Annotated in this window: 11 protein-coding genes and 1 pseudogene; 10 read left to right on the forward strand and 2 right to left on the reverse strand. The window is 70.3% G+C overall.

Translation table 11 applies throughout. The annotated features are described in order from the left end of the window. Positions 1-106 precede the first annotated feature (106 nt). The 3 genes from ACZ68P_RS18940 to ACZ68P_RS18950 all read left to right on the forward strand — a co-directional run bounded on the left by ACZ68P_RS18940 (position 107) and on the right by ACZ68P_RS18950 (position 3,074). Positions 107-1,399, forward strand: a complete 1,293-nt coding sequence (locus tag ACZ68P_RS18940) for a site-2 protease family protein (protein ID WP_471007488.1) — start codon at positions 107-109, stop codon at positions 1,397-1,399. A gap of 18 nt (positions 1,400-1,417) precedes the next feature. Continuing rightward, positions 1,418-2,305, forward strand: a complete 888-nt coding sequence (locus ACZ68P_RS18945) for a tRNA (adenine-N1)-methyltransferase (protein WP_019884997.1) — start codon at positions 1,418-1,420, stop codon at positions 2,303-2,305. Positions 2,306-2,504: 199 nt separating this feature from the next. Further along, positions 2,505-3,074: a hypothetical protein gene (locus ACZ68P_RS18950; RefSeq protein ID WP_471007491.1), complete on the forward strand. Its 570-nt coding sequence runs from the start codon at positions 2,505-2,507 to the stop codon at positions 3,072-3,074. A 21-nt stretch (positions 3,075-3,095) separates the two neighbouring features. On the opposite strand, the gene ACZ68P_RS18955 is transcribed toward ACZ68P_RS18950, so the two are convergent. Continuing rightward, positions 3,096-3,407 carry a ferredoxin gene (locus tag ACZ68P_RS18955; RefSeq protein ID WP_471007494.1) on the reverse strand — a complete coding sequence of 104 codons (312 nt, stop codon included), beginning with the start codon at positions 3,405-3,407 and terminating at the stop codon, positions 3,096-3,098. Positions 3,408-3,663: 256 nt separating this feature from the next. Here ACZ68P_RS18955 and arc point away from each other — a divergent pair, with 256 nt between their 5' ends. From arc to prcA, 6 genes and pseudogenes are all read left to right on the forward strand, one after another. Then, on the forward strand, positions 3,664-5,430 hold the full coding sequence (arc, locus tag ACZ68P_RS18960) for a proteasome ATPase (protein ID WP_365719640.1): 1,767 nt from the start codon (positions 3,664-3,666) through the stop codon (positions 5,428-5,430). Positions 5,431-5,659: 229 nt separating this feature from the next. After that, the gene (gene dop / locus ACZ68P_RS18965; protein ID WP_471007497.1) at positions 5,660-7,171 is read left to right on the forward strand and encodes a depupylase/deamidase Dop; all 1,512 of its coding nucleotides are present in this window, start codon (positions 5,660-5,662) and stop codon (positions 7,169-7,171) included. 148 nt (positions 7,172-7,319) lie between these two features. After that, the gene (locus ACZ68P_RS18970) at positions 7,320-7,532 is read left to right on the forward strand and encodes a ubiquitin-like protein Pup (protein ID WP_365719636.1); all 213 of its coding nucleotides are present in this window, start codon (positions 7,320-7,322) and stop codon (positions 7,530-7,532) included. A 377-nt stretch (positions 7,533-7,909) separates the two neighbouring features. After that, positions 7,910-8,092 (forward strand): annotated as a pseudogene (locus ACZ68P_RS18975) (endonuclease domain-containing protein); the annotation flags it as partial. After that, entirely contained in the window at positions 8,044-8,883 is an 840-nt protein-coding gene (gene prcB, locus ACZ68P_RS18980) for a proteasome subunit beta (protein WP_365719632.1), read from the forward strand. The pseudogene ACZ68P_RS18975 and the gene prcB, both read left to right, overlap by 49 nt. Positions 8,884-8,957: 74 nt before the next feature. After that, positions 8,958-9,719 carry a proteasome subunit alpha gene (gene prcA, locus ACZ68P_RS18985; RefSeq protein WP_471007499.1) on the forward strand — a complete coding sequence of 254 codons (762 nt, stop codon included), beginning with the start codon at positions 8,958-8,960 and terminating at the stop codon, positions 9,717-9,719. Between the two features lie 71 nt (positions 9,720-9,790). Here prcA and ACZ68P_RS18990 read toward each other — a convergent pair whose 3' ends face one another. Continuing rightward, a complete protein-coding gene (locus tag ACZ68P_RS18990; protein ID WP_471007500.1) occupies positions 9,791-10,810 on the reverse strand; it encodes a LacI family DNA-binding transcriptional regulator in 1,020 nt (339 codons plus the stop codon). A 122-nt stretch (positions 10,811-10,932) separates the two neighbouring features. Between ACZ68P_RS18990 and ACZ68P_RS18995 the strand changes: the two genes are divergently transcribed. Beyond that, a complete protein-coding gene (locus tag ACZ68P_RS18995; RefSeq protein WP_471007501.1) occupies positions 10,933-12,255 on the forward strand; it encodes an MFS transporter in 1,323 nt (440 codons plus the stop codon). Positions 12,256-12,263 lie beyond the last annotated feature (8 nt).

Genomic DNA, 12,263 nt, shown 5'->3' on the forward strand with positions numbered 1-12,263 from the left:
CCACCGACAGCGAGCGGAATACCATCGACGGCAGACCCCGTCGCACTGCATGATCGAACCGTGACGCAGTGACGAAGGTCATGCAGTTCGGCGACGAAAGGAACCCGTGAACCAGGACGACGAGCGCGGCCAGGACCCCCGGCCGCAGTCCGGCGAAGCGGAATCGGAATCGAAGCCCGCGGCACCGAACCCCGCCGGAGGCCCCTCCGGCGCGGGTCGCCCGGGCAAGCGCCGACGGGCCGAGGATCCCGGCGGCGGGCTCCTCATGGGCCGCCCCTTCGGCGTACCCGTCTACGTCGCCCCCAGCTGGTTCCTGGTCGCGGCCCTGATCACCTGGGTCTTCGGCGACCAGATCGAACGCGTCCTCCCCGACCTCGGCGGCGCGCGCTATCTGGTCTCCCTCTTCTTCGCCATCGCCTTCTACGCCTCCGTCCTGGTCCACGAGCTGGCCCACACCCTCGCGGCCCTCCGCTTCAAGCTCCCGGTCCGCCGCATCCAGCTCCAGTTCTTCGGCGGCGTCTCCGAGATCGAGAAGGAGACCGAGACCCCCGGCCGCGAGTTCGTGCTCGCCTTCGTCGGCCCGCTGCTCTCCCTCGTCCTCGCCGGACTCTTCTACGTCTCGCTGTACGCCGTCGAGCCCGGCACCGTCCCCGGAGTCCTGCTCGCCGGCCTGATGATCTCCAACCTCATCGTGGCGGTCTTCAACCTGCTGCCCGGCCTGCCCCTCGACGGCGGCCGCATGCTCCGCGCCGTCGTCTGGAAGATCACCGGCAAGCCCATGAGCGGCACGGTCGCCGCCGCCTGGGTCGGCCGTGCGCTCGCCGTCGCCGTCCTCATCGGCCTGCCCCTGCTCACCCGCACGGGCCTCCTGGGCAACTCCACCGACGACATCAGCGGCATGGACACCGTCACCGACGCACTCCTCGCCGCCATCCTCGCCGCCATCATCTGGACGGGCGCGGGCAACAGCCTGCGCATGGCCCGGCTGCGCGAACACCTGCCCGACCTGCGCGCCCGCAGCCTCACCCGCCGCGCCATCCCCGTCGAGCCCGTCACCCCCCTCTCCGAGGCGCTGCGCCGGGCCAACGAGGCGGGCGCACGCGCCCTCGTCGTCGTCGACGCGCAGGGCGTCCCCACCGGCCTCGTACGCGAGACCGCGATCGCCGGCGTCCCCCAGCACCGCCGCCCCTGGGTCGCCGTCAGCACCCTCGCCCAGGACCTCACCGACGGCATGAGGGTCCCCGCCGAGCTCGCCGGCCAGCCCCTGCTCGACCACCTGAGGGCCAGCCCCGCCACGGAGTACCTCGTCGTGGAGGGCACCGGCGAGATCTACGGCGTGCTGTCCACCGCCGACGTGGAGCGCGCCTTCGTCCGGGCCATGGCAAGACCCTCCTCGTAACCCCGGTACTCTGGTCACATGTCCGAACCGACCGGTGCCGCCCGCCGTCGCGGGCCCTTCAAGGTCGGGGACCAGGTCCAGCTCACCGACCCCAAGGGACGCCACTACACGTTCACGCTCGAGGCCGGGAAGAACTTCCACACCCACAAGGGTTCCTTCCCCCACGACGAGCTGATCGGTGCTCCCGAGGGCAGTGTTGTCCGTACCACGGGAAACGTCGCCTACCTCGCGCTGCGCCCCCTGCTCCCCGACTACGTCCTGTCCATGCCCCGCGGCGCCGCCGTGGTCTACCCGAAGGACGCGGGGCAGATCCTCGCCTTCGCCGACATCTTCCCCGGCGCACGCGTCGTCGAAGCCGGCGTGGGCTCCGGATCGCTCAGCAGCTTCCTGCTCCGCGCCATCGGCGACAGCGGCATGCTGCACTCCTACGAGCGCCGCGAGGACTTCGCCGAGATCGCCAAGGGCAACGTCGAGCGCTACTTCGGCGGCCCGCACCCCGCGTGGCAGCTCACGGTCGGCGACCTCCAGGACAATCTGTCCGACACCGACGTCGACCGTGTCATCCTCGACATGCTCGCCCCGTGGGAGTGCCTGGAGGCCGTCTCCAAGGCGCTCGTCCCCGGCGGCATCCTCTGCTGCTACGTGGCCACCACCACCCAGCTGGCGCGCACCGTGGAGTCCATCCGCGAGTTCGGCTGCTACGCCGAGCCGCAGCCCTGGGAATCCATGATCCGCAACTGGCACGTCGAAGGTCTCGCCGTCCGCCCGGACCACCGGATGATCGGCCACACCGGCTTCCTCGTCACCGCCCGTCGCCTCGCCGACGGCGTCGAGCCGCCGATGCGCCGCCGCCGCCCCGCCAAGGGCGCCTACGGCGAGGATTACGAAGGCCCCAACAAGGGCTGACGGCCTGACACCCCGACAACGCAGGCGTGCCGCCGTCGAGTTCCCGCCCCACGGCGGGGAACTCGACGGCGGCATTCGCGTGTTCGAACGTTCGCTTCCGCACCGAGACCGGTTTCCACCCCGGCTGTTCCCCGCTCCTGTGACGTGTGGCACGATGCCCGCAACTCCTTCCGCGCCGCCCTCACAGGAGACTTCTCGCGTGCAGCCCTCCGCCGTACCGGACCTCGCGCACACCCACGCCCGGCCGGTGCACTGGCTGGCCACCGCGACCGCCATGGCCGCCGTCGTCGCCGCCGCCGGACTGCTGCAGCCCGGCCCCGCGACCGCCACCACCGCCGCCGGACCCCAGGCCGCCCCGGCCGCCGCGCCCGCCCCGGACGCCGTCGCTGCCGACTACCCCATGGACTGCGGACGGGCGCCCAGCACCGTCGCCCGGCAGGCGCGCGGGGACCTGGACGGCGACGGGAGCCCCGAGACCGTGGCGGTCGTGCACTGCGAAGCCGGTTCCGGGACGCCTCCCAGCGGGATCTACGTCCTCACCCGGGGCAAGGACGCCACCGCGCGCGTGGTCGCCACCTTGCTGGATCCGGCCCGGCGGAACAACGTCGCCGACCTCACCGTCCGCGACGGCGCGGTCGTCGCCACCGTGCTCGGCTATTCGTCGCCCGACGTCCCCAGCTGCTGCCCCGACCAGCGGGAACGTGTCGAATGGCGCTGGAAGGGCAGCGCGTTCGTCCGCACCGCCCACACCGATCCCGTCGCCCTCTGACTCACGCTCCGCGAGAGGTCGTCACTCCGCGTCAGGGCCGTAGACCTCGACCCTGTCCGAAACCCGACGTACGTGGATGCAGTCGCCCGGGCACTCCTTGGCCGAGTCCACCACGTCGCTCAGCAGCGGCAGCGGCACCGGCGTCGTGGCCCCCGCGTCCTGCAGCAGCTCGTCGTCGGCGCTCTTCACATACGCAAGCCCGTCGATGTCCAGCTCGAAGACCTCGGGCGCGTACTGCACGCAGATGCCGTCCCCGGTACAGAGGTCCTGGTCGATCCAGACCTCCAGCGCCTCACCGGCGCCCGCCGTCGGGACCTCGTGCCGCACGGTCATGTCTCCTGCCGATCCTGAAGCGTGTGAAAGAGAGCGTTCCTGCTAAGTCCGGCCACCCCTGACGGGTGTTGACCACTGACGACGATACAACCGTCGGCTTTCCGATGTTGATGGGTGGGTATTCCCTTGGCGTGAGGGGAAGCGCAAGGGTGAAGATCGGACACACCCCGACGTCTTTGTGATCTAGGGGTTTCAATCACCACCCACGCAGGTAGGGTCAGGAAGCGTCCAGCTCCCCTTGGAGGAGGTGAGGACCGTGGCAGCCCACGACGACGACATCAACCGCGGCATCCGGCCGGGGCGGGGGTCTGAAGACCCCGCCGGTCAGGTTGCCTATCTCGAGCAGGAAATCGCCGTCCTGCGCCGCAAGCTCGCCGACTCTCCGCGTCATACGAGGATTCTCGAAGAGCGGATCGTCGAGCTGCAGACCAACCTGGCCGGCGTGTCCGCGCAGAACGAGCGGCTCGCCAATACCCTCCGTGAGGCCCGCGACCAGATCGTGGCCCTCAAGGAGGAAGTCGACCGGCTCGCACAGCCGCCGGCAGGCTTCGGTGTCTTTCTTCAGACCAATGAAGACGGCACCTGCGACATCTTCACCGGGGGCCGCAAGCTCCGGGTGAATGTCAGTCCCAGCGTCGAGCTCGACGAGCTCAGGCGCGGCCAGGAAGTCATGCTCAACGAAGCGCTCAACGTGGTCGAGGCCATGACGTTCGAGCGGGCCGGGGACATCGTCACCCTCAAGGAGATCCTCGAGGACGGCGAGCGCGCCCTGGTGGTCGGGCACACCGACGAGGAGAGGGTGGTGAGGCTCGCCGAGCCGCTGCTGGACATCACCATCCGCCCCGGCGACGCCCTGCTGCTCGAGCCCAGGTCCGGCTACGTCTACGAAGTGATCCCCAAGAGCGAGGTCGAAGAGCTCGTCCTCGAAGAGGTCCCGGACGTCGACTACGACAAGATCGGCGGTCTGGGCGGCCAGATCGAGATGATCCGCGACGCGGTCGAGCTTCCGTACCTCTACCCGGATCTCTTCAAGGAGCACGAACTGCGTCCGCCGAAGGGCATCCTGCTCTACGGCCCGCCCGGATGCGGCAAGACGCTCATCGCCAAGGCGGTGGCCAACTCCCTTGCCAAGAAGGTCGCCGAGGTGACCGGTCAGCCCGCCGGGAAGTCGTACTTCCTGAACATCAAGGGCCCCGAGCTCCTCAACAAGTACGTCGGCGAGACCGAGCGGCACATCCGCCTCGTCTTCCAGCGTGCCCGGGAGAAGGCGAGCGAGGGTACCCCCGTCATCGTCTTCTTCGACGAGATGGAATCCCTCTTCCGCACCCGTGGATCCGGTGTCAGCTCGGACGTGGAGAACACCATCGTCCCGCAGCTGCTCGCCGAGATCGACGGCGTGGAGGGGCTGGAGAACGTCATCGTCATCGGCGCCTCCAACCGCGAGGACATGATCGACCCCGCGATCCTGCGGCCCGGCCGGCTCGACGTCAAGATCAAGATCGAGCGTCCGGACGCGGAAGCGGCCAAGGACATCTTCGCCAAGTACCTCACACCTTCGCTCCCGCTGCACGCGGACGACCTGTCCGAACACAGCGGATCGAAGCCTGCCGCCGCCCACGCCATGATCCAGTCGGTCGTGGAACAGATGTACGCCGAATCCGAGGAGAACCGCTTCCTCGAGGTCACGTACGCCAACGGCGACAAGGAAGTCCTCTACTTCAAGGACTTCAACTCCGGAGCGATGATCCAGAACATCGTCGACCGGGCCAAGAAGATGGCCATCAAGGCTTTCCTCGACCACAACCAGAAGGGCCTTCGGGTCTCCCACCTCCTCCAGGCGTGCGTGGACGAGTTCAAGGAGAACGAGGACCTGCCCAACACCACCAACCCCGACGACTGGGCCCGGATCTCCGGAAAGAAGGGCGAGCGGATCGTCTTCATCCGCACCCTCGTCACCGGAAAGCAGGGCGCCGACACGGGTCGCTCCATCGACACCGTGGCGAACACCGGTCAGTACCTGTAGGAACGCACACCGGCTGCGGATGTCCGGAAGACGGGCATCCGCAGCCGCCGCTTTCCGCCAGCAACGACGCACAATGACGTAATCGATCTCCCCACCGGCGCGGAGTCGCTCTAGGCTCATCGGTACCGCCGAATCGCGCAGTGCGGGGACGGGCACCGCACACGCACGAGAAAGCGCGGTACTTGAGCGCCGCACCCGAACGGGCGCGCCGCCGGGCAAGGAGGGCCGCATGACCGTACGGCGAGTAATGGGCATCGAAACGGAGTACGGGATCTCCGTTCCGGGGCATCCCAACGCCAATGCCATGCTCACCTCGTCCCAGATCGTCAACGCCTACGCGGCGGCGATGCACCGGGCGCGCCGCGCCCGCTGGGACTTCGAGGAGGAGAACCCCCTGCGGGACGCCCGAGGCTTCGACCTCGCCCGCGAAGCCGCCGACTCCAGCCAGCTCACGGACGAGGACATCGGCCTGGCCAATGTGATCCTCACCAACGGCGCCCGGCTCTACGTCGACCACGCCCACCCCGAGTACAGCGCCCCCGAGGTCACCAACCCCCGCGACGCCGTCCTCTGGGACAAAGCCGGCGAACGGATCATGGCCGAGGCCGCCGAGAGAGCCGCCCAGCTCCCCGGCGCCCAGCCGATCCACCTCTACAAGAACAACACCGACAACAAGGGCGCCTCCTACGGCACGCACGAGAACTACCTGATGAAGCGGGAGACCCCCTTCTCGGACATCGTGCGCCACCTGACGCCGTTCTTCGTCTCCCGCCAGGTCGTCACCGGCGCCGGCCGCGTCGGCATCGGCCAGGACGGCCGCGAGCACGGCTTCCAGATCAGCCAGCGCGCGGACTACTTCGAGGTCGAGGTGGGCCTCGAGACCACCCTCAAGCGGCCCATCATCAACACCCGCGACGAGCCCCACGCGGACGCGGAGAAGTACCGCCGCCTCCATGTGATCATCGGGGACGCCAACCTCTCGGAGATCTCCACCTACCTCAAGCTGGGCACCACCGCGCTGGTCCTGTCCATGATCGAGGACGGGTTCATCAACGTCGACCTGGCCGTGGACCAGCCGGTCCGCACCCTGCACGAGGTCTCGCACGACCCGAGCCTGGCCTACCTCGTCACGCTCCGCAGCGGCCGGACACTCACCGCGGTGCAGCTCCAGATGGAGTACTTCGAGCTGGCCAGGAAGTACGTGGAGGAGCGTTTCGGCGCCGACGCCGACGAGCAGACGAAGGACGTCCTGATCCGCTGGGAGGACACCCTCAACCGGCTCGAGCACGACCCCATGAGCCTGGCCGGGGAGCTGGACTGGATCGCCAAGCGGGAGCTCATGGAGGGCTACCGCCGGCGCGACAGCCTGGACTGGGACGCCGCCCGCCTGCACCTCGTGGACCTGCAGTACGCCGACGTGCGGCCCGAGAAGGGGCTCTACAACCGTCTGGTGGACCGTGGGCGCATGAAGCGACTGCTGGGCGAGGACGAAGTCCGGCGGGCCGAGACGAAGCCCCCGGAGGACACCAGGGCCTACTTCCGGGGCCGCTGTCTGGAGCAGTACGCGGACGACGTGGCGGCGGCGTCCTGGGACTCGGTGATCTTCGATCTGCCGGGGCGGGACTCGCTCCAGCGCGTCCCCACCCTGGAGCCCCTGAGGGGCACCCGGGAGCACGTGAAGGACCTTCTGGACCGGTGCAGGACGGCGGAGGAACTGGTCCGCGTGCTGTCCGGCCACTGATTCGCGGCTGAAATGCCCGGGCGCTGGGAATCATGGAACTAGTGCCCGGACGTTGCAGCAACCACAGGGCCGATGTCAGACCTGCCTTGTAGGGTCTGATCTTGAGAGAGACCCAACCGAGCGGGCCGATTCGAGCGGGGTGAGGGATATGGCGACCAAGGACACCGGCGGCGGACAGCAGAAGGCGACGCGTTCCACGGAGGAGGTCGAGGAGACGACCGCGGAGGAAAGCTCCGACCTCAAGGAACGCCAGGAGAAGCTGAGCGACGACGTGGACTCCGTCCTGGACGAGATCGACGACGTCCTGGAAGAGAACGCCGAGGATTTCGTGAGGTCGTTCGTTCAGAAGGGCGGTCAGTGACCTTCGCTTCGAAGGTGACGCCGAGGGGCGGGAAAACGTCCGAGGAATGTCACGCCCCCTCCGTGGGCGGACGGTCCTTTCGCTGAATCGGGGCGTCGCGACGCCCCGACGAATCCGGCCGCCCGATACTTAGGCCGTACGGGACCAGGCGGCGGAGCCGGCAGGGCCTGAGCGCTGCCGGTGGTGCCGGGAGTCGCTTCGCGTGCGGAGCGGCCCCGGCCCCGCCGTCCCGAGCCTCCACCCACCGTTCACGGCGCCGGGCGGCGCGAGCCGCGCGGGCCGTTCCGGACATGCGCACGGCACCACGGGAGCACAGCGCGACGAGATGATCTCCGCCCGGACGAGGATCCGCGTGGTCTGCCCGCAAGCCCCCGGCAACCCATGTTGATCACCGTCACGATGCGGGTAGGGTCCGTGGCGTACTGTGCTTCAACTGCAATTCGGCCGTCGGCACGTTGGGAGACGATCCCGACACTCTGCGTCGGGCCATCTCACATTTGGAGGGACACGCGTGGAAGCCAACACTCGTAGCACCGGGCGTCTACCAGCTGCCTTCCTGACGCCGGGGTCGTCCTCGTTCCTGGACTTCCTGTCCGACCACTCGCCGGAGCTCCTCCCGCGCAACCGCAAGCTGCCGGACGGAGTCATCGAGGCGCCGCACGGCACCACCATCGTGGCCGCCACCTTCGCCGACGGCGTCGTGCTCGCGGGCGACCGGCGGGCGACGATGGGCAACATGATCGCCCAGCGCGACATCGAGAAGGTCTTCCCGGCCGACGAGTTCTCGGCCGTCGGCATCGCCGGTACGGCCGGCCTGGCCGTGGAGATGGTCAAGCTGTTCCAGCTGGAGCTGGAGCACTTCGAGAAGGTCGAGGGCACGACCCTCTCCCTGGAGGGCAAGGCCAACCGCCTGTCCACCATGATCCGCGGCAACCTCGGCATGGCGATGCAGGGCCTGGCCGTCGTCCCCCTCTTCGCCGGCTGGGACGAGGGCAAGGAGAAGGGCCGGATCTTCTCCTACGACGTGACGGGCGGCCGCTCCGAGGAGCACGGCTTCGCGGCCACGGGCTCCGGGTCGATCTTCGCCCGGGGCTCGATGAAGAAGCTCTACCGTCCCGACCTGACGGAGGAGCAGGCCACCACGCTGGTCGTCCAGGCGCTGTACGACGCCGCCGACGACGACTCGGCGACGGGCGGGCCGGACCTCTACCGCAACATCTATCCGATCGTCACCGTCATCACCGACGAGGGCTTCCGCAGGCTGAGCGAGGAGGAGTCCTCGGCGCTCGCCCGCTCGGTCACCGATCGGCGCCTGGAGCAGCCCGACGGACCGCGCGCCGCGCTGCTCTGACCCTTCCCTCGTCCTCCCGCCCCCGACTCCGTCCGGGGGACCCCAGCCGCCCAGAAGAAAGGGACGGATAGCCGGTGTCGACCCCGTTCTACGTCTCACCCCAGCAGGCCATGGCCGACCGGGCGGAGTACGCCCGCAAGGGCATCGCCCGTGGCCGCAGCCTCGTCGTCCTGCAGTACACCGACGGCATCGTCTTCGTGGGCGAGAACCCGTCCCGCGCCCTGCACAAGTTCAGCGAGATCTACGACCGGATCGGCTTCGCCGCCGCCGGCAAGTACAACGAGTACGAGAACCTCCGGATCGGCGGCGTGCGCTACGCCGATCTGCGGGGCTACACCTACGACCGGGACGACGTGACGGCCCGGGGCCTCGCCAACGTGTACGCCCAGACGCTCGGCACGATCTTCTCCAGCGCGGGCGAGAAGCCCTACGAGGTGGAGCTGGTCGTCGCCGAGGTGGGCACGGAGCCGGAGGGCGACCAGATCTACCGGCTGCCGCACGACGGTTCCATCGTGGACGAGCACGGTTCGGTCGCGGTGGGCGGCAACGCCGAGCAGATCGGCACCTTCCTCGACCAGCGGCACCGTGACGGCATGTCCCTGGCCGAGGCGCTGAAGCTGGCCGTGCAGGCGCTGTCCCGCGACACGAACGGCAGCGAGCGGGAGATCCCCGCGGAGCGGCTCGAAGTGGCTGTCCTGGACCGCACGCGGCCGCAGCAGCGCAAGTTCAAGCGGATCGTCGGCCGGCAGCTGGTCCGTCTGCTGGAGGCGGACAACGCCGCCATCGCCAAGACCGACGACCCCTCGGACGAGATCCCGGAGGAGACGGAGGAGTAGGTCCTCCGCCGACGTGGACGACGGCCCCGGCCCGCATCGGCGGACCGGGGCCGTCACGCGTACCGGGCCGTTCAGACGGCGGGCGGCGGGCCGGACGAGCCACGGATCACCAGGGTGACCGGGAGACCGCCGGGCTCCGGGGCGCGGCCGTCGAGGACGGCGAGGAGGGCCGCCATCCCGCGCTCGCCGACGTGCTCGGCGGGCAGACGGACGGTGGTCAGTTCCGGCTCGACGGCGGTGGCCAGCGCGAGGTCGTCGAAGCCCGTGACGGAGACGTCCTCGGGGATCCGCAGGCCCAGCCGGCGGGCGGCCTTGCACGCTCCGGCGGCCAGGATGTCGTCGTCGCACACGAGGGCGGTCGGCCGGGGCCCGGGCCCCGTCAGGGCGCTCTCCGCGGCGGCCCGGGCGCCGTCGACGTCGAGGGACGCCCGGACGGTGCGTACGGAGACCTCGCTCAGGGCCTCGGCGAGCGCGGCGGCCCGGACGTCGAAGGTCCAGGAGGGCACGGCCGACGCCAGGTGGACGAAGCGGCGGTGGCCGAGGCCCAGCAGGTGCCGTGTCACCTGGCGCATGCCGTCGGCGATGTCGAGGTTGACGTGCGCGGCGGCGCCGGTGTCCGCCGGGTCGCTGTCGAGCATGACCAGGGGCAGGTCGGTGCCGCGGAAGGCGGCGAGGGCGTCGGCCGCCATGGAGGAGGCGATGACGCCGTCCAGGGCGGCGCGGGCCGAGGCGAAGGGGTCCTTCGCGGGCCCGACGCCGTCGGGGGAGGGGTAAAGCACCACGCCGAAGCCGTGCCGGGCGGCGACGGCGGCCGCACCGGTGTAGACGCGGGCGAAGAACTCGTTGGTGAGGGCCGGGACGACGAGGAGCGCGGTCCTGGTGCGGCCGAGCCGGAGGTTGCGGGCGGCGAGGTTGGGGCGGTAGCCGAGGTCCTGAGCGGCCTCCCGTACCGACCGGGCGGTGCGCTCGGAGACCCGGCCCCGCCATTTGTCGCCGAGGACCAGGGAGACGGTGGCCTGGGACACTCCGGCGGCGCGGGCGACGTCGCGGCTGGTGGGCCTGGCCGCGGCGGGCGGTTCCGGGGTGTGCACGCGTGCCTCCGTGGATGCGGTCCGTACCCGCGAGGTGGACCCTGGGGATGGGGCCATGGTACGTATGACGCCGGACGTTATACGTAAAACCCCGGGGGGACGCCGGGGGAGAGGAGACGGACATGGCCTCCGAGGCCACGGCGGGCGGCGGTTACCGCGACATACTCAGGGCGCCGCACGCCCTCCGCCTGCTCACCGGGACCCTGGTCGGCCGGCTCCCCAACGGCACGGGACCGATCGCGGTGGTGGTCTTCACCCGCGCCGAAGGGGGCAGCTACAGCCTCGCCGGAGGGCTCGTCGCCGCGTACGGCGTCGCGACCGCCGTCGGACAGCCGCTCCTCGGCCGGGCGGTGGACCTGAAGGGGCAGCCGCGGGTCCAGCTGCCCGCCGCGATCCTCTCCGCCCTCGGCATGGCGGTCCTCGCGCTCACGGGCATCGGCCACATCGCCGTCGCCTATGCGGCGATCGTCGTGGCGGGGCTCTTCACCCCGCCCCTCGAAGGCGGACTGCGGGCCCTGTGGCCGAGCGTCCTGGGCCGGGAGGACCGGGTGCACCGGGCCTACGCCCTGGACGCCGTGGCCCAGGAGGTGATGTTCACCGTCGGTCCGCTCCTGGTGACCCTGCTCGTCGCCCTCCGGTCGCCGGCGGCCGCCCTCCTCGTCATCAACGTCCTGGGCGTCCTCGGTGCCCTCTCCGTCGTCCTGTCCCCGCCCTCGCGCGCCTGGCGCTCGGACCCCCGTGAGGCGCACTGGCTCGGCGCGCTGCGCTCACCCGGCCTGCTCGCCCTGCTCGGCTCGTTCTTCTTCGTCGGCCTGGCGCTCGGCTCCATCACCGTCGCCGGTCTCGCCTACGCCGACGAGCGGGGCAACGAGTCCGCCTACGGCTGGATCATGGCCGCGCTGGGGCTCGGCGCCCTCCTCGGCGGCGTCCTCTACGGCGCCCGCCGGTGGACGGGCTCCCCCGAGAATCGGCTGACGGTCATCGTCGGCCTGCTCGCGCTGGGCTATCTGCCGCTGATGCTCACGCCCGGTGTCGTCGCGATGACGGGCCTGGCCGCGCTCTCCGGCGTCTTCCTGGCCCCCGCGCTCGCCTGCGGCTTCATCGTGGTCGACCGGCACGCTCCCGGCGGGACGGTCACGGAGGCATTCTCCTGGCTCGTCACCACGTTCGGTGTCGGGGCCGCCCTCGGCTCCGCCGTCGCGGGCCCCGTCGTCGAACTCGCCGGGACCACCGCGGGCTTCTCCGTGGCCGCGGCCGGGGGTCTCGCGGCCCTCCTGGTGCTGCTCGCCACCGCACGGGTCCTCACGGTCCCCGGCCGGAGCGTGCGACACGCCGTCAGCGGGGGCGGCGGTCACACCGGACACGCCGAAAAGAACACGCACTCATCGGAAAATGATCGAAACGGGGCCGCCCAACCCGGTTTCAGCTCAGGCCATCAGGCGTAATGTTCAGA

This window comes from Streptomyces sp. NPDC036822 (assembly GCF_055609145.1).